General features: G+C 59.3%; 23 protein-coding genes. 10 read left to right on the top strand and 13 right to left on the bottom strand.

Translation table 11 applies throughout. The annotated features are described in order from the left end of the window. The first annotated feature begins 53 nt into the window (after positions 1–53). Positions 54–4,151 carry an Eco57I restriction-modification methylase domain-containing protein gene (locus SPYCA_RS01940; RefSeq protein WP_197715360.1) on the top strand — a complete coding sequence of 1,366 codons (4,098 nt, stop codon included), beginning with the start codon at positions 54–56 and terminating at the stop codon, positions 4,149–4,151. Positions 4,152–4,376: 225 nt separating this feature from the next. On the opposite strand, the gene SPYCA_RS01935 is transcribed toward SPYCA_RS01940, so the two are convergent. From SPYCA_RS01935 to SPYCA_RS01925, 3 genes are all read right to left on the bottom strand, one after another. Next, positions 4,377–5,216 carry a hypothetical protein gene (locus tag SPYCA_RS01935; RefSeq protein WP_120218736.1) on the bottom strand — a complete coding sequence of 280 codons (840 nt, stop codon included), beginning with the start codon at positions 5,214–5,216 and terminating at the stop codon, positions 4,377–4,379. Beyond that, the gene (locus SPYCA_RS01930; RefSeq protein ID WP_172594954.1) at positions 5,216–7,828 is read right to left on the bottom strand and encodes a TonB-dependent receptor; all 2,613 of its coding nucleotides are present in this window, start codon (positions 7,826–7,828) and stop codon (positions 5,216–5,218) included. Before SPYCA_RS01930 ends, SPYCA_RS01935 begins: the two co-directional genes overlap by 1 nt. Before the next feature lie 256 nt (positions 7,829–8,084). Further along, positions 8,085–8,546: an RrF2 family transcriptional regulator gene (locus SPYCA_RS01925; RefSeq protein ID WP_120218734.1), complete on the bottom strand. Its 462-nt coding sequence runs from the start codon at positions 8,544–8,546 to the stop codon at positions 8,085–8,087. Positions 8,547–8,629: 83 nt separating this feature from the next. Between SPYCA_RS01925 and SPYCA_RS01920 the strand changes: the two genes are divergently transcribed. Genes SPYCA_RS01920 through SPYCA_RS19775 form a run of 3 tightly spaced genes read left to right on the top strand, consistent with a single transcriptional unit; the run spans position 8,630 to position 9,829 of the window. Next, the gene (locus SPYCA_RS01920) at positions 8,630–9,091 is read left to right on the top strand and encodes a group III truncated hemoglobin (RefSeq protein WP_120218733.1); all 462 of its coding nucleotides are present in this window, start codon (positions 8,630–8,632) and stop codon (positions 9,089–9,091) included. Continuing rightward, entirely contained in the window at positions 9,084–9,536 is a 453-nt protein-coding gene (locus SPYCA_RS01915) for a hypothetical protein (RefSeq protein ID WP_120218732.1), read from the top strand. Before SPYCA_RS01920 ends, SPYCA_RS01915 begins: the two co-directional genes overlap by 8 nt. Further along, the gene (locus SPYCA_RS19775) at positions 9,482–9,829 is read left to right on the top strand and encodes a DUF1971 domain-containing protein (RefSeq protein WP_120218731.1); all 348 of its coding nucleotides are present in this window, start codon (positions 9,482–9,484) and stop codon (positions 9,827–9,829) included. The genes SPYCA_RS01915 and SPYCA_RS19775 overlap by 55 nt, the downstream gene beginning before the upstream one ends. 6 nt (positions 9,830–9,835) lie before the next feature. On the opposite strand, the gene SPYCA_RS01905 is transcribed toward SPYCA_RS19775, so the two are convergent. The 6 genes from SPYCA_RS01905 to SPYCA_RS01880 form a co-directional block, all read right to left on the bottom strand. Then, positions 9,836–10,543 (bottom strand): 2OG-Fe dioxygenase family protein, encoded by a 708-nt coding sequence (locus tag SPYCA_RS01905; RefSeq protein ID WP_120218730.1) that lies wholly within the window; start codon positions 10,541–10,543, stop codon positions 9,836–9,838. A gap of 36 nt (positions 10,544–10,579) precedes the next feature. Continuing rightward, a complete protein-coding gene (locus SPYCA_RS01900) occupies positions 10,580–11,110 on the bottom strand; it encodes a redoxin domain-containing protein (protein WP_120222098.1) in 531 nt (176 codons plus the stop codon). 5 nt (positions 11,111–11,115) lie between these two features. After that, positions 11,116–11,349 carry a hexameric tyrosine-coordinated heme protein gene (locus SPYCA_RS01895; protein WP_120218729.1) on the bottom strand — a complete coding sequence of 78 codons (234 nt, stop codon included), beginning with the start codon at positions 11,347–11,349 and terminating at the stop codon, positions 11,116–11,118. An 87-nt stretch (positions 11,350–11,436) separates the two neighbouring features. Then, on the bottom strand, positions 11,437–12,228 hold the full coding sequence (locus tag SPYCA_RS01890) for a hypothetical protein (RefSeq protein ID WP_120218728.1): 792 nt from the start codon (positions 12,226–12,228) through the stop codon (positions 11,437–11,439). Then, complete coding sequence (locus tag SPYCA_RS01885) at positions 12,228–12,473, bottom strand: thioredoxin family protein (protein WP_120218727.1); 246 nt, start codon at positions 12,471–12,473, stop codon at positions 12,228–12,230. Before SPYCA_RS01885 ends, SPYCA_RS01890 begins: the two co-directional genes overlap by 1 nt. A gap of 69 nt (positions 12,474–12,542) precedes the next feature. Then, a complete protein-coding gene (locus tag SPYCA_RS01880) occupies positions 12,543–13,121 on the bottom strand; it encodes a MarR family winged helix-turn-helix transcriptional regulator (RefSeq protein WP_120218726.1) in 579 nt (192 codons plus the stop codon). 487 nt (positions 13,122–13,608) lie between these two features. On the opposite strand from SPYCA_RS01880, the gene SPYCA_RS01875 reads away from it, so the two are divergent. Together SPYCA_RS01875 and SPYCA_RS01870 are read left to right on the top strand one after the other, a co-directional pair. Continuing rightward, on the top strand, positions 13,609–13,815 hold the full coding sequence (locus SPYCA_RS01875; protein WP_120218725.1) for a helix-turn-helix transcriptional regulator: 207 nt from the start codon (positions 13,609–13,611) through the stop codon (positions 13,813–13,815). Next, the gene (locus SPYCA_RS01870; protein WP_120218724.1) at positions 13,812–14,006 is read left to right on the top strand and encodes a helix-turn-helix domain-containing protein; all 195 of its coding nucleotides are present in this window, start codon (positions 13,812–13,814) and stop codon (positions 14,004–14,006) included. The genes SPYCA_RS01875 and SPYCA_RS01870 overlap by 4 nt, the downstream gene beginning before the upstream one ends. Here the strand turns inward: SPYCA_RS01870 and SPYCA_RS01865 are convergent. Continuing rightward, positions 13,981–15,177, bottom strand: coding sequence for a tyrosine-type recombinase/integrase (locus SPYCA_RS01865; protein WP_120218723.1), 1,197 nt, complete (start codon positions 15,175–15,177; stop codon positions 13,981–13,983). The two genes, SPYCA_RS01870 and SPYCA_RS01865, sit on opposite strands and share 26 nt — an antisense overlap. A 212-nt stretch (positions 15,178–15,389) precedes the next feature. On the opposite strand from SPYCA_RS01865, the gene SPYCA_RS01860 reads away from it, so the two are divergent. Further along, positions 15,390–16,898, top strand: coding sequence for a tyrosine-type recombinase/integrase (locus SPYCA_RS01860; RefSeq protein WP_232003457.1), 1,509 nt, complete (start codon positions 15,390–15,392; stop codon positions 16,896–16,898). Between the two features lie 219 nt (positions 16,899–17,117). Here SPYCA_RS01860 and SPYCA_RS19670 read toward each other — a convergent pair whose 3' ends face one another. Beyond that, positions 17,118–17,825, bottom strand: coding sequence for a TetR/AcrR family transcriptional regulator (locus SPYCA_RS19670; RefSeq protein ID WP_058454906.1), 708 nt, complete (start codon positions 17,823–17,825; stop codon positions 17,118–17,120). A gap of 122 nt (positions 17,826–17,947) precedes the next feature. Between SPYCA_RS19670 and SPYCA_RS01850 the strand changes: the two genes are divergently transcribed. After that, positions 17,948–19,366: an amidohydrolase family protein gene (locus SPYCA_RS01850; RefSeq protein WP_058454905.1), complete on the top strand. Its 1,419-nt coding sequence runs from the start codon at positions 17,948–17,950 to the stop codon at positions 19,364–19,366. Between the two features lie 25 nt (positions 19,367–19,391). After that, positions 19,392–20,234, top strand: a complete 843-nt coding sequence (locus tag SPYCA_RS01845) for a TonB-dependent receptor (RefSeq protein ID WP_232003455.1) — start codon at positions 19,392–19,394, stop codon at positions 20,232–20,234. 31 nt (positions 20,235–20,265) lie between these two features. On the opposite strand, the gene SPYCA_RS01840 is transcribed toward SPYCA_RS01845, so the two are convergent. Continuing rightward, a protein-coding gene (locus SPYCA_RS01840; protein WP_120218721.1) for an IS3 family transposase occupies positions 20,266–21,437 on the bottom strand; the annotation gives its coding sequence in 2 pieces (ribosomal slippage) (positions 20,266–21,173 and positions 21,173–21,437; 1,173 coding nt in all). On the opposite strand from SPYCA_RS01840, the gene SPYCA_RS01835 reads away from it, so the two are divergent. After that, on the top strand, positions 21,427–22,446 hold the full coding sequence (locus SPYCA_RS01835; RefSeq protein ID WP_232003453.1) for a TonB-dependent receptor: 1,020 nt from the start codon (positions 21,427–21,429) through the stop codon (positions 22,444–22,446). The two genes, SPYCA_RS01840 and SPYCA_RS01835, sit on opposite strands and share 11 nt — an antisense overlap. A gap of 164 nt (positions 22,447–22,610) precedes the next feature. Here SPYCA_RS01835 and SPYCA_RS01830 read toward each other — a convergent pair whose 3' ends face one another. Then, entirely contained in the window at positions 22,611–23,660 is a 1,050-nt protein-coding gene (locus SPYCA_RS01830) for a LysR family transcriptional regulator (RefSeq protein ID WP_011415069.1), read from the bottom strand. Positions 23,661–23,692: the final 32 nt, after the last annotated feature.

The following is a 23,692-nucleotide window of genomic DNA, read 5'->3' as shown; positions in this document are numbered from 1 at the left end:
CTGGTGGAAAACCTTTCGTGGAACGACACGAAATTGGCTGCTAGTCGATACCAATGCAATTGTTCGCCGGATCGTTCCTAACGACTGATTATCTTGAAGAAGCCATCCGGCAATCGACCGAATACCGGGCGGTTGATGTTGGTGCGCTTCGTTCTGCCCTGATCGCTATCGCGGACCGGTTTCCCCGAGAATCATCACCGAACGAGAGCCAGACGGAAGATGATTTCATTTGGCCAATTCTTGCGGAATTGGGTTGGTCAGAGAGCCTGAGGCAACAGAATCTCTCCGCTGGGGGCAGGCTTGACGTTCCCGATGGCCTCTTGTTCATTGACGGTGACGCCAAGGATCGCGCCAACGCCCAGCCAGAGGAATGGCGTCGCTACGAACATGGCGCTGCGGTTGTCGAGAGCAAGCGCTGGGCAAGGCCGCTGGATCGTGCGGTGGGACGTGAAGATGCGGTCGCGCCCTCCACCCAGATGCTGCGCTATCTCCGTCGCATCGGTGACAACAGCGAGCATGGTTTGCGTTGGGGCATCCTCACCAATGGCTCACGCTGGCGGCTCTACTGGGCGGGCGCGCGTTCAGTCAGTGAAGAGTTTCTGGAGGTCGATCTCGCTGGCGCACTTGCGCTCGATGTCCGCGACCAAACAAGTATCGATAACATTGCGCGCGACCATGCCCTGCGCGTCTTCGCGGCAGTGTTCTCGCGCACCGCGTTCTCCAAAACCGGTGCCGATGGCCGCTCCTTCCACGAACGCGCACGGGCTGAAGCTGCGTTCTATGAAGAGCGCGTTGCCAAGTCGCTGTCCAAGCTCGTTTTCGACGAAATCTTCCCGGCACTGACCACGGCGGTTGCGGGGGCCTCGCCGCAGACGCCGCTGGAGGAAGTGCGCGACGCCTCGCTGGTCCTGCTCTATCGGTTGCTGTTCCTGCTTTATGCCGAAGATCGCGATCTGCTGCCGGTCAACTCTGATGGCTATGATGATTATGCGCTCCGGCCAAAGCGGCTCGAAGTCGGTGATCGCATGGGGCGCGGCGATGCGTTCTCCGTAACTGCATCGCAGATTTGGGGCCGGATTGCCGACCTGTCCCGGATTGTTGACCGGGGTGATGCTTCCATCGGCATTCCGCCCTACAATGGGGGCCTGTTCGCGCCCGCCAACACCCCGCTGCTTGACCAGATTCGATTGCCGGACAGCGTTCTCGCTCCGGTCATCGATAAGCTGTCGTTCGAACGGCAGGGCCGTGATCGGCGCTACATCAATTACCGCGATCTTACCGTTCAGCAGCTCGGTTCGATTTACGAGCGGCTGCTGGAGCATGAGGTCGTTCGCGAAGACGGCGTTATCGCTGTTCGCCCCAATGCCTTCGCGCGCAAGAACAGCGGCAGTTACTACACGCCCGACGAGCTGGTCACCCTGATCCTGGAAAAGACGCTTGAGCCGCTGTTCGCCGATGCGAATGCCGGTTTCGTGGCGGCGATAGGCCGGATCAGGAAAGGCGATGCGGAGGATTATGTTCGGGCCGAACTGGGCGATGCCGATCCGGCGCAGGCCATCCTGCGGCTGCGTGTCTGCGACCCTGCCATGGGGTCGGGGCACTTTCTGGTCAGCCTGGTCGATCTCATGGCCGACAAGGTCTTGGAAGCCATGGCTGAAGCCTCGGCAGCGGCGGAACAGGCAGGCATTGATTACGCCAGTCCGCTGGCGGACAGGATCGGCGAAATCCGCCGCACCATCCTGAAGAACGCCCGTGAGGAAGGCTGGGCGATTGACGAATCCCAGCTCGATGATCGCCACATCGTGCGCCGCATGGTGCTGAAACGCTGCGTCTATGGCGTGGACAAGAACCCAATGGCCGTGGAACTCGCCAAGGTCGCGCTATGGCTGCACACATTCACCGTCGGCGCGCCCCTCTCTTTCATCGACCATCACCTGCGGTGCGGTGACAGCCTGTTCGGCCTGTGGGTGCGCGATGCCATCGACAAAGCCGCAAAGCTGGGCGGCGAACTTCTCTGGAACGAGGCGCTGCGCAATGCACAGCGCAGTGCCGAGGCAATGAAAACCATTGAGGCGCTGACCGACGCCGAAATTGCCGAGGCGCATCGCTCCGCTGCCATGTGGGCCGATGTCGAGCTGATGACTGGCGAACTGGACGGCTTCGTCAGCTTCATGCACGCGCTGGACTGGCTCAATCTTGACAAGGACGGGAAGGCGCTGGTGCGCCTGTGGCTCGATGGCCGGTTCGGCGATGCCATCCCCATCGCGCGGGGTCGCAAGGAGCCCGAAGGCGGCAAGGCGCGCCCGGCAGAGGTCGAAGCCTTTACCGAAATCTGGCGCAATGCCCGTCAACTGATCGAGGAAGAGCGGTTTCTCAACTGGCAGATCGCCTTTCCGGGTGTCTGGCAGGATTGGGCCAGCGGCGAGCGCAAGGGCGGTTTTGACGCTATCGTCGGCAACCCGCCCTGGGACCGGATCAAGTTGCAGCAGGTCGAGTGGTTTGCCGCGCGCAAGCCGGAGATTGCATTGGCAGAGCGTGCCGCTGACCGACAGAAGATGATCGCGGCGCTCAAGGTTGCGAACGACCCGCTGTGGAAGGATTTCAGCCACGCAGAACAACGCGCAATCGACACTTCCCGAATGGCGCGCAAATCCGGGAGCTATCCTCTGCTTTCCGGCGGTGACACGAACCTCAATTCACTGTTTGTCGAGCGCGGGCATCATCTCGTAAAGGCCAACGGCGTTGTTGGTTTGCTGGTGCCGTCCGGGCTGATCTCAGACAAGAGTTCGGCGGGCTTCTTCAAGCAAGTCTCGCAAGCCAATCAGGTTCGCTTTGTTATCGATTTCTTCAACAGGCGCTATGACGGCACGCTGTTCTTCCCGGATGTCTATTACCGGTTCAAGTTCTGCGGTTACATCGCAACGGGGGCCGGGCGCGTTGCCGAAGAGGCGCTTTACGGCTTCTTCATTCGCGACGTTGCTGAGGTGGATAATCCCGACCGTGTGTTCGCAATGTCGCCCGATGAGATTGAACTCATCAACCCCAACAGCGGCACAGCGCCAATCTTCCGTTCTCGGCGTGACAAGGAAATCACTTCGCGCATCTATGAGGGCACGCCGGTTCTGGTCGATTACCGGTCCGGCGAGCCGGAAGCGGTATGGCCTGTTCGCTATGCGACAATGCTTCATATGGCGAACGACAGCGGCAAGTTCTGCACCGTTGCCGAATTGACGGGGAATGAGGCTGCGTGGCCAATTGGCGACAACCAATACCAGTCAGCCAGCGGCGTGTGGTGGCCGCTGTATGAAGGCAAGATGGTCCAGGCCTACGATCACCGGGCAGCGGACATCGTTCTGGCGGAGGCGAACGTATTTCGACCGGGGCAGGGTTCCGATCTTGACGAGCAAGATCACGCGAACCCGTCGCGCCAGCCGACGCCGCGATATTGGGTGCCTGCCAGCCAAGCGGGATGGGATGCACCATCTGACTGGTGCCTCGCTATCAAGGACGTGACCTCGGTTACGAATACACGAACCACGATTGCTGCGATGATCCCCAAGGTCGGTGCTGGCCATACCCTGCCGGTTCTGTTTCCCAAGAAGGATGTCGATGCGGCGGCTCACGCGAACTTTGCACCCCTGCTTCTTGCGAATTTGAACACCATCGTTTTGGATTTCCTTGCGCGGCAAAAGGTGCACGGCAATCATCTCGCTTGGTATCTGCTTGAGCAGGTTCCCGTCATCCCATCGCAAGATTACGCACGCCGATTTGGCGGCAAATCCGCCGCTGACGTTGTGCGTGAGGCAGTGCTGGAGCTGACATATACCGCACACGACATGGCAACCTTCGCCCGCGATCTTGGGCACGTGGACGGCGCGGGGCAGGTGAAGCCTCCGTTCGCCTGGGACGAAGAGCGCCGCTTCATGCTGCGGGCAAAGCTCGATGCGCTCTATTTCGTCCTTTACGGCGTCTGGGATGCGGCAAACCCGGCCAAGTCCCGCGATGACATTCGCTACATCTATTCGACCTTCCCGACGGTCGAGCGTGAAGAGCGCACCCGCTATTCAGGCCGATACCGCAGCCCCGAACTGGCGCTGCTGTGGATCAACGCGCTGATGGCCGGGCAGCCCGATGCGGATATTCGGGATTGAATTTCAGCAGCTTGCGGGGGCGATCTTCGCAACTGGCAACGTTCCGATTTTGTCGCTCATTGAAGGGATAGACATGGGTCAGCCGGATTCGCGGCAAACACCATGTCGATCAACACTCGCTCCCTCGCCGCCAAAGCCGGGGGAAGATCAGTACATCGGCCACTATTCGCCGGAAAATTTCATCTCCCCGCATGGGCTACCATTGATGATCCGCTGTTTGGCCCTTCAAGGCGTTGTCATGGGCAATCGGAAGGACACGACTTCACCAGTGCTGCGGCGGATGCCGAACACCGTGCTGGCTGTGTCGGGGCTTGAGCGATCAAATGCCCAGGCCTGGCCTTCAATCGGCACCGACAAAGTTCCAACCCACTCGAGCACCGAACCGCTAGAGGGAATGCGGAGCTGATACATTTCAGCCGCGTCGTGCCCGGTGACATAAAGCAAGCCATCAGCACCCCATGCCCCGCCAGATGTGCTGTGCGGTGCAAGTTTGCCCAGCAAGCCTGCGGGCAAGGCGTATGCGGCCAGTTCCTGCCAGTTGTCATCCAGCATCACGATTCGGGTATATCGGTGATCGCGCCCCGCTTCACCTCCGCGGCCATCGTAATTGGCAAATCCGGCCCACCATTTTCCGTCGTGCCGATCAATCCAGGTAAGCGATCCCGCCCGCAAACCCAGCGGAACCGAGCGGAGATGGCTTAAAGTGTCCGGATCAAAAATCTCGACCGAGCTGGCCATGGGCAGCGAAGGGAAATTGGAATGCGCACAGACCAATTCGCTTTCGATCACCGCGCAGCTGTTCAGGTGAACGATACCTGTGCCTTCTTCTATGCCATCTCGTTGAAAGGCCCACTCGGCGACCCTTGAACCATCATCACGCCGGTATTTGCCCATTCTGGCATTGGTGACCGCATAGAAATAGTCGGCGTCCACCGCCACGCCCTGGCGCGCTTCTTCAGCGCGCCAAGTCTGGATGGTGTCTGCAACCGGATCTGACTGAGCGGCGGCAGGAAGCGGAAGGCACGCAATCGCCAGAGCGAGCGGAAGAATGTTCTGGCGCGCCATCACATTTTCGCCGAAATGCCAAAGCTGAAGGCCCGGCCAAACTGCGCCGCTTCTTGCAGCAAATCGCGATTGGGGCCCGTCAGCTCGCGGCGGCGCGTGTTCGTCAGATTTTCGCCTTCAACGAAAATCTCGAAATTGTCGGTCAGCCGATAGCGTAGCTGCGCATCCACCGTCGCCCGCCAATCCCAGAACTGGTCGGCCGCTGGAATGGTGCCGTTGATCGTCTCAAGATAGTCGCCGGTATAGTTGTACGCAACGCGCGCCTGGATCGGGCCACGATCAAAGTAAATTGCGGCGTTGGCGGTCCATTCCGGTTGGAAGAAGAACCCGCGCTGGCGGGGGCCGACAGGCGTCAACACGGTCAGATCGCTGTTAACATATGTCGCGTTCAAATTCACGCCGAGGCTGTCGAACGGTGCAGGCAGGAAGGTCAGCGGTTGCTGGATGGCTGCCTCGATCCCGAACAGGCTGGCGTCCTGCGCATTGGATGGCCGAGACACCTCCACCAGCTCGGGGCCACGACCAACGTCAAGCGTTTCGACCGTGGTCAGAGTGAAGATTTCATTGGAAACATCCTTGTAGAACACGCCCAGCGACAGCAGGCCGCCATTGCGCGTAAAATATTCCAGCGAAGCATCATAGCCAGTGCTCTTGCGCGGCTGAAGATCAGGATTGCCCCGGCTCAGAGTAGGGCGCGTTCCGGTTGCGAAGCTGATCGTTTCCGCTGCTGTTACACTGCCAAAATCGGCCCGGCTGATGGTTGTCGTGTAAGCCGCGCGGAAGACGAAATCGTCCGCCACATTCCAGCGCAAGTGTGCGCTCGGCAGCCAATCCTCGGTCGATCCGCTGGCATTGGACGGGCTGATCGTTCCGTTCAGGATCTGCGAGGCGGTGCTGGCAGTATCCGTGCGTTCGTAGCGCAGCCCGCCCGTGAGTGTAATCGGTCCGATGATGGCCGTGCCCTGAAGGAACCCGGCGTAAATGTCCTCATCTACGGTGAAGTCCGATGTTATGTTGTTTTCAACTGCGCGAAACGATGAGCGGTTGGCGTTGAAGAAATTGGTGGTGATCGTGCGATCAACCACCAGATCAAACCGCTGCCCACCGACGACTTCCTGCGGATTGCGCAGGAACGCTCCATCGAGCGTATAGATCAGACCTGAAGCCGGATTGACCGTAAATGTGGTCTGATCCTGATCGCGGCGGTGATCGGTGCGGCGGTAAAGGCCTCCGGCTTTCACATTATATTCGAACGATCCGCTCTCGCCTGAATAGGTAAGCGCGCCCCGCAGCTCGTAAACATCCTGATTGACCGTATCTAGCGATTCATTGCGGCTGACATGAACATAACGTGCCGGGTCCGCGAGATTGCCCGGATTGATCGGGAAGAAGTTGAAGAAGAAATCGCTGCTGTCGAAGGTGAAGCCGAAATCTGTCGAGGTGGGGGTGCGAAAAGCCTCGGAGGCATTGCGTTGACGACCGAAGGCACCCGAATAAATGGCATCAAGATCAAATTGCAAAGGACCTTCGCCGCCCCATTGCAGATTGTATTGGGCATTCCAGATTTCCTGCCGCTGTTGCGGCGTGTTGAGGCCAATCTGGTTTCGCGCCTGAGCAAAGGTGCCGCTGGTTGGCGTTTGATTGGTAATGTTGCCGCGCTGCTGATAGCGATTTTCGTGGCGGGTCTCGTCATCGTCAAACCGGTTGAAGGTACCGAACACCCGCATGTAGAGGTCGGGATTGGCCTGCCACTCAAGAGTCAGCGCAGAACCGAACCGTTCACGGACGTTGTTGTACAGGAACAGCCGCCGCTCAAGCGGCACCGGAATGCCATTTCCGGTCGGACTGCCGAGATTGGTCGGTGTTCCGGCGGCAGTAAACTCGTTGAAGCTGGGGTTGGGGGTTTCGAACTGGGTGATGTCGTAGTTTCGCCGCTGATAATCGAGCGCAAGCACGATCCCGAACTGATCTTCGTCGCCCAACTGCGTCCCTGCCGTCATGTTTGCCCGCCATGACAGATCATCGCGCTCGACATCGTTGGACTGTTCGTAATAGGTATAGGCCGCCGTTCCGGTCATGAAAGTGCCGGTCTCACTGAACGCACTCTTGGTCTGGATGTTGATGGTTCCGCCGATTGCGTTCGGATCCATCTCCGGGGTCGTCGTCTTGAGCACGGAGATCTGGCTGGCGATCGATGAAGGGATCACATCCAGAGGAATCGTCCGCGATCCGCCTAGATCGGCAGATGCAACGATCGCGCCATTGATCTGTGTCCGGTTGTAGGTCGGCGGCAGGCCGCGCAGCACCGGAAAACGCGGCTCGTTCTGATCGTTGCGTACCGCCACGCCCGGCACTCGGCGAAGTGCGGCTGCTGTGTTGAAATCGGGGAGGCGACCGATGTCGTCGGCAGAAACCCCATCGCTTACAACAAACGCTTCGCGCTTTGCCTCAATGGCGCGCTCTTCGCTCTCGCGAAAGCCGGTCACTACAATTGCGTTCCCGGCATTTGCTTCGTCTTCTGATGATGAAGGTTCCCCGTCCTGTGCATAAACGGGTTGAGACATCGCAATGGCAAATATGCATGCCGAACCAAAAAACTCAAATCTCATCATCAATCCCCCTGAGTAGAATCGCGGCTGAATGGTCAGACCGGCACGCGGGGTTCGTAGGGGTTCTACACTACGTCTTGGCTGCAGTTTCATGCCGGAATGGTTTCAAAATTGCGGCATATTTTTGAAACAGAGCGCCCGTGCTTGCGGTTTCAGCTCTGCTGCAGAATGATCGGCGCAAGGGGCGGGGCGGCCGCAGAGTAAATGATGACAGTCGAAGGGGCGGTTGCCTGCATCGGGATAGCCAACATTGGCTCGCTCAGGCCAAGTTGGCATTGCCCTTTGGGACTGGAAGTCCGCGCAATTTTGCCTCAAACCGATCTCGGTCGGGCACCAGATCCTGCAGGCTATATCCATCCAGACGTTTCAGGAAATCGCCGACCGCGAGGCTGAGCGCGCCCTGCAGTCCGCACGCACCGGCAATGGGGCATTTGTTGGTCTCAGGCGTAAAACATTCGACAAAACCGGACAGCGATTCCATCGAGCGCACGACTTGCCCCACACTGATCTCGCTTTTCGGCATTGCGAGCGCCAGACCGCCGCCGCGACCACGCTTGGCTTCGATATAGCCGCCATCCGCAAGGTGCTTTGCAACCTTCATCAAATGGTTCCGGGAAATGCCGAAGGCGTCCGCGATACGGTCGACTGAAGCAAGCTCATCGGTCGTCGCCAGGTACATCAGCACGCGCAGCGCGTAGTCAGTATGCAGGCTCAGTCTCATAAAAGTGGTATATTGGATGTTGCTTAAACCGCAACCACAGATTAGTAGTATATAAAATACCACTTTAAGTCGGGGCCTGCAGAATGTCAATCAATCACGCAAAGTCCGTGCGCGCAGAGCGGCTCCGCTCGGCGGAAGCGATGGGCATCGATAGCGACTTCATCGATGGGTTGGTCGAGCGCTTCTATGGCAAGGTTCGTGATGACGAACTTCTCGGACCAATCTTTGCTGCGCGGATTGCGAACTGGCCGGATCACCTTGCACGGATGAAGGCCTTCTGGCGTTCAGTTTTGCATCAAAGCGGCGAATTTTCCGGGAACCCGATGCTCAAACACATCGCGATCCCCGGCATTGAGAGCGCGGAGTTCGAGCACTGGCTTGCGCTGTTCGATCAGACCCTGCTCGAGATCGAACGCGACGAAGCCGCCAGCAACCTCATAGGCAGCCGGGCGCGAATGATCGCCGACAGTCTGCTTACCGGCATTCGCATTCACCGAGATGGGCGGCGCGACATCAAAGCCATGAAGGGATTGACCGATGCTTGACGAAAACAGCGTTGCCGCACTCTCAGAGGGCCCGGGCGCGGCTAAGCAACCACTGGACTGCTCGAACACCTCCTCCGAGCCCTCCGGCCCGGCCCAGCCGGAACATTCCGACATGGAGTTTCCGGCCTGGATCTGGGCTGTGATGTTTGCCGGATATGGGGTCTTCTTCGTGTGCATGATCCTTGCAACTGGCAATGACCTGCATGCACTCTTCGCGATCATCGTCAGCATCGGCTACACCGTCATATACTTCGCAGCCGCCAGCATTTTGGTGGGCCTCAAGCCGTCCAGGCGTAGGTCCGATTTCGCACGCGGCGTGGCACCGCTCCAGACCTACACCGGGCCAATGTCGATGAAGGCCGTGTTTGGACAGGTGCTTGTTATCCCGATATGTCTCGCGCTGTTCGGCTTTGCGGTCGTGATCATCCGCGCCATCGTATTCTGATGAAAGCAAGCCCTCTCGTCAGGTTACCGCCTGGTACGAACTGCTACCGCCATCTCGGCCCTTTCAATGAGGTATCTATTCCGCGCGGCCTACTGGCAGAGCACCGCCTTAAGCCAGATGTCTGGGCTGTCCTTGCTGTCGAGGCGGGTGCGATCATGTTTGTTTGGGACGACAAGGAGTGCGATCGCTGCAAACTTGTCGCGGGCGACGAGTTTGTCGTTCCGCCGCGTGAGCAGCATCATCTGGAACTCGTAGGTCCTGTGCGGTTGTCGATAGCCTTCCACCGCGTTTGAGCGAAACTATACTGCCACTGTCCGGAAGGTCAGAACCAACACATCGCGGTGACCTGTCGATTGCGCGTCTTGCGCCGTGATTGGCGTGACGCCATGCAAGACGCGGTTGTCATTGATGAATACTGCATCGAGCGGCTCGACCAGAGTGAACTCAGCCGGATCAACCAAGCCATCGACGCAGATTTGCGTGGTTCCGGCCTCGACGTTCTTGCGTTCGACAAGGAAAATTCCGACCCAATCAACCCCGTCACGGTGCATGCCCTCCGGAGTCGGATGTCCGGCGGACAGACCAGCTTCTATGCGGAACTGATGCACATCGATTTCGAGAGTCGTAGTACCCGTTTCGAAGACAGCAAGGCAGAGGTTGAGCAGGTCGGCAAAGACTGGATTTTCAAGCGTGGCCCGCTCCACCTGAGCAAACCAGCGCGCTATCCCGCCGTTGAGCGGATTGTGGTCCCGGCTTTGAAAATGCGCCTGCGGGGCAAGCGGAACCAGACGGCCTTCGGACAAACGCAAGACAGCGTGACGCCGAAGGCGGTAGCGTCCACCGTCGGCCATATAGGTGTCGGATTCCAGCCGATCCCAACTCTCTGCAAATCTGGACCAGGCTTCTTGATCGAACGGTCCGAGTAGTTGGCACGTCGCCTTCTGAGCGGCGGAAGCCCAGCCGACCGATCGGAAACGGGCAACCATGTCACGCAAATTGTCAGTCAAAGTGGTCGAATCCGGCGATGACAAAGTATCCTGGCGTTAATCGCATCCCTTTCCGGGCACGCAGACTGCAGCGCCGGATACTGCCGCAGTGGTAACGCCGATATCCGGCTGCGCAATCAACTGCGCAATGCGGGCACCCAGGGCCAGATCGGGTTCGTGACCAAACCCGCGAAAGCGGATCATACCAGCGCGATCGATCAGTACCAGCGACGGGGTGCCGCGCAATTCATAACGCGTCATGGTGATAGGGGCGCTGGCCGGGTTGTCATGCGCATCGACCCCGACCGGAAAGCCAATCCTGTACTCAAGCAGAAAGGCTTCGAGCGAAGTCGGCGTCATCGCTGCATGATGCTCGAACACGGTATGCAAGCCTATAACCGCGACATCGCTGCGATTGAACGTCTGCTCGATTCGCTGGAGCTGCGGCAGGCCGTTGGTAACGCAGCCCGGGCACAGCATCTGAAACGTACCGAGGACGATGACGCATCCCCGCAAATCCTCCAGGGTCAGCGGTTCACTGTTGAACCATCGGGTAGTCGCCCAAGGCTGGGCCGGTACGGCATTCATGATCTTCACCCTTTCCAATAATCATTGGCTGCGGCAATCGTGGCAAAATGCGTTGCCACGACATGGGAAACAGCGACGAGCGCCATTGCGTCCTGCTCATACGCGCTGCGCAAACTGGCGCGGATTTCCGCGTCGGGCTGCGTCAGCTTCACCGCAAGGCGCGACAATTTGATGGCGAGGGCAAAGCCTTCGTCCGGGTTAGTCGTCAGGAGTGACGCGATGTCAGCCGGTTTTTGCATCGTTAGGCCTCCGCAATCTGGATTGGGTCCGGCCTAAGCCGGACCCGCCGACAGAGCCTGCCTGGCTCTGGTTTCCATCAGGGACTTCTATTGGTTTACCCTGCCGGGCAGGCTCAGATCGCCCGAGGCAACTTTGAACACGTTGGCCACGCACAGCAGCGGCGAATGTGCGCTTTCGTTAACGCGCAATCCGGCCGTCACGCCATCAAACCCGGCGGTCTGCACGATCGAGATGTCACCGAACGGCACTCTGACTTCAACCGTTTCCTGAGTGAGGTTCGGTTGCCAGCCAGGACTGTCGAGCAGGATTGGGGCGCCCGGCCAGGTCATGGGAAGACGCGGACTGGTGCCTGCAGGAATGTCCTTGACTTTGAGGCCATTGGCTCCGCAGGCTTCGTCCGGCCCGAGCACCACCCAGTGCATGTGCCATTCGCTGCCATCGTTGGCCAGATCTCCATCCCTCGTCTCATCGAACAACGGTGTGTCGTCGAAATCAGGGTGGGAGGTCACCGCCAGTGCAAGAATGCCAGCACCGCGTTCGAAGCCGACCTCGTAGGGGTCGATCGTCGTTGGCCAGACGTAGGAGAAGACGCTCGATCCCTCGAACCGCCCGGTAGCGGTGGGGCGCGTAACTCCAGCTCTTCCGGAAACAGCCATATGGAAAATGGCCACATTGCCCTCGGTCCTGATTTTCGCGTGGACGATATCGAACGGAGCTTGGACAGCCGGGTCTGCTGCTGGACGGATCCCGCCGGTGTGTTCGTGCGAGGGCGGGATCCGCTCGTTGGCCGGAACCTGGGAATGGGGGCGGCCAACGTGAGCCTGTACCGCCGGTGCGGCCAGGGCCAGCGCGGCCGCGACGATGGCTGGAGCGCGCATCATTCCTCTCCTTTGACCGCCGCCATCGAGGCACCGAAGTTGATGTGGAACGCTTGGCCGTCGATGACATAGGCCGGAACCGATTGCACACCGGCAGCTTCAGCTTCGCCGACCCGGTCCGGTGCGGAATTGAAGTCGACGATCTCGACGTCGTAGCGCGCCGGATCGAGCGCCTGCCCCAATGCCTGTTCGGCAGCGACGCAGACGCCGCAACCGGCGTGATAGAAAATGGCCTTGGACTTCATAATAGGACTCCTAACATTCAAAGGCACAGAAGACGCTGTGCGCGTTACCCCGGTGCGACCCGAGGGCATCTAGGCTGAGGAGGAGGCCTCCTCGTGCTCAGGACAATTGAGGCGCAAATCGGATTGGCGAAGCGGCGCCTTGATCAATCGGCAATAATGCTCGCCTGACTCGGTCGTGCTCGTATCGGACACAAAATACCGGCAGGTCAGGCACATGCGCTGGGGCGCAATGCGTCCGGACCGTTGCAGTTGCGCGATGGTTCGCATGACTATGCTATGCAGGCTTTCGGCATTGCCGTCGCTCAGCAGACTGACAATGTCTTCAAAGCCGTCCGGAAGCTGGCCAAGCAGGGCGCGGCCCTCCAGAGACAAGGACACCCGGATTGCCCGGCCATGATCAGGGTCGGGCCTGCGTTCCACAAGGTGTTTGCTGGCGAGAGCCGAGACAGCATCGCTGGCAGTTGACGAGCGCACACTGAGCTGTGCGGCAAGGTCCTTCAGGCGCAAACCCTCCGGACGGTCGGCCAACAACCTTAGCGCATCCCCCTGGGTGGGAGTCAGTCCAGCGCCTTCGCCGGTCTGCCAGTCCTTCTGGCGAGCCAGGGCGGCCAGACGGCTGAGGCCATAGATGAGCTGGTCACGAATCATGTTAGGAGTCCTAATCAAATGGATTTCTGTGTCAAGGTTGTTGTGACAAGGGCTGTGGCTTAGAGGGGGGTACCCTCATGCCCGTGCGGTTGGATCGGTTGCGCACCACTGACAGCATGACATGCGCAATGCCCCCACGAAATTCTGTGAGCCAGCGTTGACCTATTTCGCATGAGCAAGAGGGCTCCGATTCGCACGCAGACATCGTCACGTATGGCGCAAATATCCGCCGCTGGTGCGCATATTTCCCGACGTATCTCCGTGTTTGCCTAGATCACGTGACACAAATGCCGCCTCAGGGCACCCGGTGTTTGCGTCCGTTGTATTCTCTGCTTTTACGTATCCGTGTCTATCCTTCCGCAAGTTATTCTATCCGCTTCTACGATGACCGTATCAGGAACTGCGAATTCTGTTGCGCTGGATGCCTCATGGCGAAATTCTTGGATCAGGGGGCACCAGTAACTGCCAACAAATGGAAGCACGTCCCATGTCCAACTCTGACAAGATAATCCGCCTCAAGACCGTTCTTGCACGGACCGGCCTTTCCCGATCCACCATGTATCGCAAGATCGCCGAGGGAACTTTTCCGTCGCAGGTGAAAATTAGCGTTCACGGTGCGGGCTGGCGGGAATCCGACGTAAATCGCTGGATCGAAGATCCGGTATCATATCGGAATGAGAGCGCGGCACAGTGAAAATTCCGCCCCCGGTCGAGCCGATCTGCGTGAAGGTCAATGACGCTGCGCGCATGATCGGCGTCGGCCGCACCAAGCTCTACGAACTGATTGCGTCGGGCGAGATTGAGGTCGTCAAGCTCGGCAAATCGACCCGTATCACCACTGCCAGTCTGCACGAACTGGTCATCCGGCAGCGCGAGCCGAAGTAGGCTCGGCTGCCGCCTTGTTCGCTGCTGGGGTGCGATTGCCCAGATAGTCTGCCCACTGCTTCATCAGGGTTCGGCGCTTCTCGAAGAAATCGGTTCGGCGGTAGGCAGCTTCGACCTTATTGGGCAGCTTGTGGGCGAGAGCCTTGTCGGCGACCTCCTTGGGAAAGTCGGTGCATTCGGCGGCCCAGTCCGTGAAGGTAGATCGGAAGCCATGCACTGTGATACTGGCGAAACCGTCGTCGCGCAGAAGCTTGGTCATGGTCATGTCGCTGATCGGCTTCTTGCCGTCGTTTGAAAAGACCAAGCCTGTATCGCTGGTCCGCTCATTCCAGCGCTTGCACAGCAATGCCACAACCGGTGCCGAAAGCGGCACGACGTGGGTATCGCCTGCCTTCATCCGTTCGGCAGGAATGGTCCATACCGCGTTTTCAAGATCGAACTCGGTCCATACCGCAAGGCGCGTCTCGTTGGAGCGCACGGCGTTGTAGATCGTGAAGCGCAAGGCGTCGCGCCCGGTCGTCGGGGCGGCGCTGGCAAGTTTCTGCATCAGCGCCGGAACGTCGGCATAGGGCATGGCCTCCATGTGCCCGCGCTTGTCGTTCTGACGTGGCAGGCCTTTGCGCACCGACCGCAACGAGACCTCTTCCGGCACCCAGCCTTTCACATGCGCGAAATCGAGCACAACGCCGATGCGCTGGAGCAAGCGCCGCGCTGTTTCCGGTATCTCCAGCCATATCGGGGAAAGCGCCTCGACGACGCAGGCGCTGTCCACCTTGTCGACCGGCTTTTTGCCGATGCGCGGAAAGAGGTGCCGCTCGAAACCAGACAGCCACCGGGCATGATGGCCATCCTTCCACCCGTCGCCCAAGGTCTCATGGCATGTGCGGGTTGCGGCCTCAAAGGTCGGAATGACCTTGCGCGCCTTACGCCGTTCGGCGACAGGATCGAAGCCTTCACGAACTCGGCGGCGCAATTCTGCTGCCGCTGTTCTGGCATCGGATAGCGAAACATCATGCGCCGATCCCAGCCCATAGTCGCGGCGATGGCCTTTCAACTGCATCCGCAGCACCCAAGTGCGCGCGCCGCTGGGCTTTACGACCAGGCACAAGCCCCTGCCATCGACATGGCGACCGGGCTTCGCGTTCTTCACTTTCAATACTGTCAGCGCCATCAGGTTCGAGTCCCTGTCAGGGATTCATACCGCCAAAAACGGGGGTATTTGGTCCCACAATCGTTCCCACATTTAAGCGGGAATTCAGGCGATTCAGGGCGACCGAACGCGAACACGTTACAAGATAAATCGCTGATTTTACAGAGTAGTTGGAGACGCTCTGAAATTGCCTGAGACGAAAGTTATAGCGCCTCCTCCGCTACCATCCCGGATTGTCCACCGGTGGCCCACTGAGGCCACTGGCAGACATTTTTCGAGGAAAATCAAATATTTTTCGCGTCCCGTTGCGTACGCCGGCGTCCCGGTGCGACCCGCTGCGGCCACCCACGGCGATTTGGATTGGGGGTATTTTGGGGGTATTTTTCGGCTGTCCCCAAAACAGGCGATACCCCCAGATGGCTTTGAAAGAACTTGAGGTCAAATACGCCACCAAGCGGCAGCGCCCCTACAAGCTGTCCGATGGAGAAGGCCTGCACCTGCTCGTCCAGCCGAACGGATCGAAGCTCTGGCGCCTGAAATACCGCTTCGACGGCAAGGAAAAACTGCTGAGCTTCGGCAAATATCCGACCGTCACGCTGGCGATCGCCCGCGAGAAGCGGACCGAAGCCAAGCGGCTGCTCGATCAGGGTGAGGACCCCGCCGAGGCCAGGAAGCGGGCGAAGAAGCAGAGGGCCGCGCTCAAGCTGTTCGAAGAGATTGCGCGGGCCTGGCACGCCAATCGTATTGAAGGGCTGGACTCGGCCCATGCCCTGCGCGTCATCAACCGGATGGAGCGCGACGTCTTTCCGGTCATCGGGAAGCGTCCGATCACGGAAATCGACCCGCCCGAGATTCTCGAGATGATCCGCGCGGTCGAAGCGCGCGGCGCCCTCGATATCGCCCGTCGCCTCAAGCAGAACGTCAGCCAGATCTATCGCTTCGCGATCGCGAGCGGCTGGGCGACCATCGATCCGACGCTCGGCCTCAACGATGCGCTCAAGCCCAAGCCGCCCGTCAGGCACATGGCGCGCGTGCCGCTCGCGGAGTTTCCGAAGCTGGTGCGGGCGATCTTCGCCTATGACGGCGAGGACACGCCGCGCCGCCGCGAGATCACCCGTGACGCGCTGCTGTTCACCTTGCTCACATGGGTCCGAACCAGCGAAACCCGCTTCGCGGCCAGGGACGAGTTCGAGGATCTCTATGGACCGAACCCGCTATGGCGTCTGTCGCCGGAGCGCATGAAGATGGAACGTGAGCATCTTGTTCCGCTGTCCCGCCAGGCCGCAATGATCGTTCAGCGCCGCTTGCAGGCGACGAACGATGCGTTCCTCTTTCCCGGAGCCAAGCCTGGAAAGCCTATTTCCGAGAACACCATGATCTATGCCTGCTACCGCATGGGCTATCTTGGCCGGCAGACGGTGCATGGGTTTCGGGGGCTCGGCTCGACCTGGGCGAACGAAGCCGAACGCTACAAGCCCGACTGGATCGAGATGGCGCTCGCCCACGAGGATGAGGACGAAGTGCGCGGCGCCTATAACAGCGCGCTCTATCTCACCCCGCGAAGGCGGATGCTGCAAGATTGGGCCGACGTGATCGACGCGGCAACCGCAGTGTCGGATGTCGAGAAGGATCCTATCGAGTTCTCACAGCTCACGGGCTGTTCTGCGCCCATCCAGCGCTTGCCGCCGAGCGACCGGAGACAGCCGTATTGGCAGCGCCCTCGTTGGGCGGCTTCGCGATAAGCGTCACGGCTCGGAACCGCTGATTAAGAGCGCGGCTTTCCACCATAATTATTATAAACGTCAGTTACTTAGATGCATCCGTGAATAGTGGGACTGAACAATAAGAAGCAGTATCGTATCATATCCTACCATGCCCTACGTCACAAATTCACCTACGTCGGAAGAGCGCCCTCATGGCGGACATTCGTTCAATCAAGCAGGCAATCACGGTGAGCGGCATCAACCATCGAGCTTGCCAATGCCCTGTACCCTAAGACACGATAACAATCCCCCCACGCAAAAGTCCTCCATGGCCTTCAGGGTCACCGAGATGTTCCGTGAAGAAAGTCGCCCACCCGACATGTGATCGATCCGGCGATTGTCGGCGAATGTGTACAGCGTACAGCTCAGAATAAACTGATAGGCCTGCAAGGCATCATCGCGCGATGACTTTGGTTTGATAGATATCATCGCCTCGACATATCGGCGAGATATTTCATCAAATAGCGGTGCAACTATTTCGTCCATCCAGAGTTGCACGCCTGCTATCTGTGAGATGAGGCGACAATAATTCATCCACCCCGGCTCACCGGATTCAAAACGGCTCAAGAGGGGGCCGTAAAATGCGCGGATGAGAAGTCGAGCCGATGCTTCCGGGCGATCTGGATCGAGGTCCAGCTCCGCAAGCCTTCGCAGCCGCTCTTCGTTCAACCACGCGCTGCGGCGTTCTATGACTTCCGTGAACAGCGCTTCCTTGGTTCCAAAATGATAATTCACAGCGGCGAGCCGTGTGGACGCTGCATCCGTTATTTCTCGCACCGAAACGCCGAAATAGCCCCGGTCCGCGAACAGCGACTCGGCGGCGTCCAGGATCTGCTCGCGCAGATCCGGTCGTTCCGTTTGCGGCTTGGAGATTGCCTTTTTTGGCTTAATATCTGGTAATTTCAATCATCTTCTCCCCCAAAAGCGCCCCGAATTGACATGTGAGTGGAACGTTCGTATCACTCGATCAAGGACGCGCAGCCTACGCTGGCTTCCGTCACAAAAATAGATGGTAGGGGAACGAAACTGTGAGACCGATCCTGATCCGTAACGGCTATGTCATCACCGGCGATCCTGCGATCGGCGACGTGCCCAGTGGGGATGTTTTGATCGTGAACGGACGCATCGCTGAGATCGGTCAAAACCTTCACCATGATGAGGCAGAGGAGATCGACGCGACCGGCACGATTGTAATGCCAGGCATGGTCGATACGCATCGGCATACTTGGCAGACTCAGCTACGCGCGATTTGCGCCGACATGAGCCTCATGCAGTATATGCGCTGCATCCGCTTCAACATCTCGCCCGTCTATACGCCAGAAGATGTCTATGTGGGCAATTATATCGGCGCCCTAGAAGCTCTGAACGCCGGGATCACGACGCTCTATGACTTCTCACATACGTCGCACAGTCCGGAACATGCCGATGAGGCCATCCGCGGCCTGCGGGACGCCCGGATTGCTGGCCTCTATGCCTACGGCTTCTATCCAGCACCGGTCGACCGGCCTTATTTTACGAGCGTCGACCAACGCATCGCCGATGCGGAACGGATAAGGACGCAGCATTTTTCGTCGGACGATCAGCGGCTGGGCATGGCGGTCGCGATCACCGAGGTCGGGATGTATCCGTTCGATTCGACGCGTAAGGAGATCATGACAGGCCGCCGACTTGGCGTGCAGCAAACAATTCACACGAACTGTTTCTGGGGCTCCGCTTTTTGCAGCGGTATAGAGGAACTCGCGGCGGCCGGACTCCTTGGACCCGACCAGGTCCATGTGCATTGCAATTCCGTGACAGACAACGAACTTCGCCTGCTCGCCGATAATGGCGCCAAGGTTTCATGCACGCCCGATACGGAACTGCAGATGGGCATGGGCCACCCCTTGATCGGCCGCGCCCACGATGTCGGCATCAAGCCTACACTTGGGGCCGACGTTATCTCCTGCAACGGTGGCGACCTACTCACGCAGGCACGCCTCGGTCTTCAAGACGCGCGCGTCCTGGCCAACGATCCGGTCAATGCGCAAGGTCGGATGCCTGAGGATATCCCATTCAAGGTACGTGACGCGATCGCGTGGATGACGATCAACGGCGCGGAAGCGATGGGTCTTGATCATCGCACGGGATCGCTCACGCCGGGCAAGGATGGCGATATCGTTCTCATCGCGCCCAACGACTTCAACCTCATGCCGCTGAACGACATGGTGGGCGCGGTCGTGCTGCAGGCTAACGTTTCCAACATCGATACGGTGGTCCTGCGCGGCGAGGTCGTGAAGCGCCACGGTCGCTTGACTGGCGTCGACTTCAAGCAGTTGCTCCGCATGGCGGAGGGCTCGCGCGAGCGGATCATGGAGCAGGCCCTGCGTCGCGGTCCGCTCGTTCCGCCGCCCAACACCACGGCAATGGCAGAGATGGAGGAGACCGCGCGCCAGAACCTGGCCGCATAGCGGGGTAGGAAACCAAAGGCGCCGCATGAACCGCGTCGGCGTCCAACGAGGAGGGGATTACGAAATGGATAAGCTTTGGCCGCGCGCCGCGCGGATCGGACTTCTTTTGCCTGCGGTCGTTGGCACAAGCGCTTACGCACAGACTGAGCCGGCTTCATCGGCTGCGAGCACTCCGCAGCCGGAGGCCGTATCGACGCCCGCCGCACAGGATCAGGGCGCCGGTCTTCAGGACATCATCGTGACTGCGCAGAAGCGCAGCGAGTCGGTGCAGAAAATTCCTCTCGCGGTGACGGCCCTATCCGGCAATGACCTCGCGAAGGCGGGCATCAACAGCATCGAGGGTCTGCAGGCCGCCGTCCCCAATCTCAACCTCGGCCAGCAGCTCGGCGTCGCGAGAATCTCGCTGCGCGGCATCGGCCTCGACAACCTCAGCACCGGCGCCGAGGGAAGTATCGCTTTCCACCTCAACAGCGCGTTCATTTCGCGCGGCGCCGCAGCGCTCAGCGCATTCTACGACGTCGATCGCGTGGAAGTTCTGCGCGGGCCACAGGGCACGCTCTATGGCCGCAACGCGACCGGCGGCTCAATCAACCTCATAACGCGCCAGCCCACCGACACGTTTTCGGGTTATGGCGATGTCACGGTCGGCAACTATGGTCGTTTGGCGTTCGACGGCGCCGTCAGCGGCCCGATTGTCTCTGATAAAGTGCTCGCGCGGATCGCTTTCTCGACGGACGACCGCAACGGCTATGGCCGAAACATCACGACCGGCACTAGGATCGACGACACCAATGCCCGTTCGATCCGTGGTACGCTGAAGCTTTTACCCGCCGACGATCTCACCATCACTCTGATCGCCGACTATTGACCGGCCCCCACCGAGTGGTCCGGGCTATATGTTAGTGCATTGACGCCTCCATCGCCAGTGTCGGCCGTAGGTGGAGCGAAGCGGAACCGGAGGGCGACACTGGCGATGGAACGGCCTCCGGCGCGGGTGGTCGGTATCCCAGCGAGCTGTGCGGCCGGACGGTGTTGTAATGTCGCCGCCAGGCCTCGATCAGGATCCGGGCCTCGGCGAGCGAGTAGAAGATTTCGCCGTTGAGCAGTTCATCACGCAGCGATCCGTTGAAGCTCTCGCAATAGCCATTCTCCCATGGTGATCCGGGCGTGATATACAGCGTCTTCACGCCGATCTGGGCGAGCCATTGCTGCACCGCCGTCGCGATAAACTCCGGGCCATTGTCGGACCGTATGTGCGCTGGTGGCCCACGCGTGACGAACAGCTCGGCGAGCGCCGCCAGAACGTCATCGCTCCTGAGCTTGCGTGCCACCGGCAACGCCAGGCACTCCCGGCTCGCCTCGTCGATGATCGAAAGGATCCGGTATTTGCGACCATCGTGGGTCCGCCCTTCGACGAAGTCGTAGGACCAGACATGGCCGGGATACTCGGGCCGAAGCCGGATGCACGATCCGTCGTTCAGCCAGAGCCGCCCGCGCTTCGGCTGCCTTTGCGGTACCTTCAGCCCCTCGCGCCGCCAGATGCGCTCGACCCGCTTGCGGTTCACATGCCACCCCGCATCGCGCAGCAACGCCGTCACCCGGCGATAGCCATAACGACCATATTGCCGGGCCAGCGCAATGATGTCCTCGGTCAGAGCTGCTTCGTCGTTCGCCCCGCGGGGCGCCTTGCGCTGTGTCGATCGATGTTGCCCGAGCACACGGCACAGCCGCCGCTCAGACACCGGCATCATCATTCTGATGTGATCGATACAGCGCCTTCGGCGCGCGGGGCTCAGAAGTTTCCCCGGGCAGCCTCCTGCAATATCAGCTTGTCCAGCGTCAGGTCCGATATCGCACGCCGAAGCCGCGCATTCTCTTTCTCCAAGTCCTTCATCCGCCGCGCCTGGTCGGTCTTCAGACCGCCATATTCCTTACGCCACCGATAATAGGTCTGTTCCGTAACGCCGATCCGGCGACACGCTTCAGCCGTCGTCGCCCCCTGCGCCAACACGACCTCCGCTTCACGCAGCTTGCCGATAATCTCTTCCGGGCGATGCTTCTTGGCCGGCATTCATATTCTCCTTCGTCATCCAAAATATCATCAATTTTGGACCACTCAGAAGGGGGCAGATCATTTCACCGATACGCTGACCTTGAATCTCGGCGCGCGGTATAGCTGGGAACGCAAAGCCGTTCGGGTCTCGGCCTTGCGCGCAAATGGTTGCAATCTAGACACGCTGATCTGTGCAACCAATTTCGCCGACGCGGCAAAATGGCGAGGGTTTACGCCGAAAATCGGCCTTCAGTGGAAGCCGGATGACGACACGCAGATTTATGGCCTTTACACGCGCGGGTTCCGCAGCGGCGGATATAATTTGCGCAACACCGATCCCGCTGTGCCGCCGGGGCCATTCAATCAAGAGACCCAGGACAGTTTCGAACTCGGCGCCAAGAAGCAATTCGGGCGCCACCGGATCAACCTGGCGGCCTTCTACAATCGCATGAAGGACCTGCAGCGCGAGATCAACCTGCCCGGACCGCTTGGCGTCAGCCAGGTCATACGGAACACCGCCGACGCCACAATCAAAGGCGTCGAGGCCGAGGGGCAGTTTTTTCTTTTGTCCAACCTCGTGATTTCGGGTCAGCTCGGCTACGTGAATGGCCAGTATCGCAACGTCCAGTTCGACCTCAGCGGTGATGGCGTCATCAACGATGTGGATCGTGCGCTCAAATTGCCAAGGCTGTCGCCATGGACCTATGGCGTGGGGCTGACTTATGATCAGCAGCTTGGCGAATTGGGGACAGCAACGGCGCGTGTCAGCTTCACGCATCGCGACAAGGCGGCATTCACCGACAACAACGTCGGCTTCCTTCAGGGCGCCGATATGCTCGATGCGAGCCTCACATTGGCGACCGACAACAAGCACTGGCGCTTCTCCATCTATGGCCGAAACCTCCTGAATGAGGTGACGATTGGCGGCGATACACCTTTGCCGGCGGCCTTCGGGGGCACGGGTGCAAGCCTTTCACCGCTAAACAGGGGGCGCGTCATCGGCGGAGAAGTGGCGATTAGCTTCTAGGCCATTTTCGAGGCGAGTGGAATCACCCGCCAACTCGGAAAATGCCCAAGATCAATTTGCTAGAGCATTTCCTGCCGGAAAGCCGGTTCCCACTTCTGCGCGAAATGCTCTAGCTGATCGCGACGGATGCAGCGGATTTCCGATCGCACCCCGCCCCCTTGCCGTTAATCCGATGGTGCGGTGCGCCATGCCTGACGAACAAGGCTGACGAGCGCACGGCCAGCCGGTTTTACCTGCCAGCGGCTACGCACAGCATAACAAAGCGTCAATGGATCGAATAAACCGATTCCCTCCAAGGCCACGAAATTGGCGCGAAACCATGAGTTCTCGGTGAACTGTTTTGCAACCATCCCGATAGCATCGGATGTGGCAACGATCCGTCGAACCAATTGAAAATAGTCTGTCATGTGGATCCAGTCAGCGGGACGCTTACCGCTTTTTTCGTACATCTGCTGAATGATCGATGTGTAGGGTTCGGAAGATGAGGGCACTACGAATTCGAACTGGACCAGCGGCTCCTTGCTGGTCGGGTTTATCCCCAGAATGGGATGATTGTTCCGCACAAAAGGCAGTATTTCGATCGAGGCGACCCGCTCGCACTTGAATTCCGGCCAGCGTGCAAAGGCCGCTTCAAGTCCAAAGGCGACATCGATATCGCCGCGCGACAGGAGTCGCACGCCCCTTTCGCTGTTGCCCGAAACGACTTCGACGCGCACTGCCGGATGGCGCCGCAGCAAAGAAACCAGAGGTTGGGTGAGCAACCAGTCGATTGACCCTGGGAACAGTCCGATTCGAAGCGGGCCCGCATAGGCGTCGGCGCGGCGGGCTGTATCTCCGAGTAGTTCAGCTGCGTCGGCAAGCAAGCGCGCTGCGCGATCGATAAATTCGCGTCCCTCCTCTGTCGGCATCGCGCCCCGTGAGGTCCGATGGAAAAGGGAATAGCCAAGATACCGTTCGAGTTCAGCGACACTCTTGGTCACCGCCGACTGCGTGACACCAACCGCATCCGCTGCCCTGGAGAAGGAACGAAGCTGACCAACCGCGACGGCATGCTTGAGGCGAGAATCGAGCATGGACATGCCCCACAGGAATAATTGCTCCAGAGAATGAATTAGGCGAATCAAGGTCATTTTGCCAATCTTACTTTCGACACTGCCGCCCAGCACGACTGCAACCCGTCTCGAAATCTGGAGCGGCGAAACGGCCTGGATCAAAGCGCCAAGGTCTCAGACGCAGGTATGCCTGA

Origin of the sequence: Sphingopyxis sp. FD7, assembly GCF_003609835.1 — a bacterium.
Taxonomy (GTDB): domain Bacteria; phylum Pseudomonadota; class Alphaproteobacteria; order Sphingomonadales; family Sphingomonadaceae; genus Sphingopyxis.
Note: the sequence above shows the minus strand (reverse complement) of the source record. Positions and strands in the feature narration are given on the sequence as shown.

Coding starts and splice junctions, on each gene's coding strand:
- SPYCA_RS01940 (WP_197715360.1), top strand. CDS start 54: ATGCAATTGTTCGCCGGATCGTTCCTAACGACTGATTATCTTGAAGAA.
- SPYCA_RS01935 (WP_120218736.1), bottom strand. CDS start 5,216: ATGGCGCGCCAGAACATTCTTCCGCTCGCTCTGGCGATTGCGTGCCTT.
- SPYCA_RS01930 (WP_172594954.1), bottom strand. CDS start 7,828: ATGATGAGATTTGAGTTTTTTGGTTCGGCATGCATATTTGCCATTGCG.
- SPYCA_RS01925 (WP_120218734.1), bottom strand. CDS start 8,546: ATGAGACTGAGCCTGCATACTGACTACGCGCTGCGCGTGCTGATGTAC.
- SPYCA_RS01920 (WP_120218733.1), top strand. CDS start 8,630: ATGTCAATCAATCACGCAAAGTCCGTGCGCGCAGAGCGGCTCCGCTCG.
- SPYCA_RS01915 (WP_120218732.1), top strand. CDS start 9,084: ATGCTTGACGAAAACAGCGTTGCCGCACTCTCAGAGGGCCCGGGCGCG.
- SPYCA_RS19775 (WP_120218731.1), top strand. CDS start 9,482: ATGTCTCGCGCTGTTCGGCTTTGCGGTCGTGATCATCCGCGCCATCGT.
- SPYCA_RS01900 (WP_120222098.1), bottom strand. CDS start 11,110: ATGAATGCCGTACCGGCCCAGCCTTGGGCGACTACCCGATGGTTCAAC.
- SPYCA_RS01895 (WP_120218729.1), bottom strand. CDS start 11,349: ATGCAAAAACCGGCTGACATCGCGTCACTCCTGACGACTAACCCGGAC.
- SPYCA_RS01890 (WP_120218728.1), bottom strand. CDS start 12,228: ATGCGCGCTCCAGCCATCGTCGCGGCCGCGCTGGCCCTGGCCGCACCG.
- SPYCA_RS01885 (WP_120218727.1), bottom strand. CDS start 12,473: ATGAAGTCCAAGGCCATTTTCTATCACGCCGGTTGCGGCGTCTGCGTC.
- SPYCA_RS01880 (WP_120218726.1), bottom strand. CDS start 13,121: ATGATTCGTGACCAGCTCATCTATGGCCTCAGCCGTCTGGCCGCCCTG.
- SPYCA_RS01875 (WP_120218725.1), top strand. CDS start 13,609: ATGTCCAACTCTGACAAGATAATCCGCCTCAAGACCGTTCTTGCACGG.
- SPYCA_RS01865 (WP_120218723.1), bottom strand. CDS start 15,177: ATGGCGCTGACAGTATTGAAAGTGAAGAACGCGAAGCCCGGTCGCCAT.
- SPYCA_RS01845 (WP_232003455.1), top strand. CDS start 19,392: ATGAACCGCGTCGGCGTCCAACGAGGAGGGGATTACGAAATGGATAAG.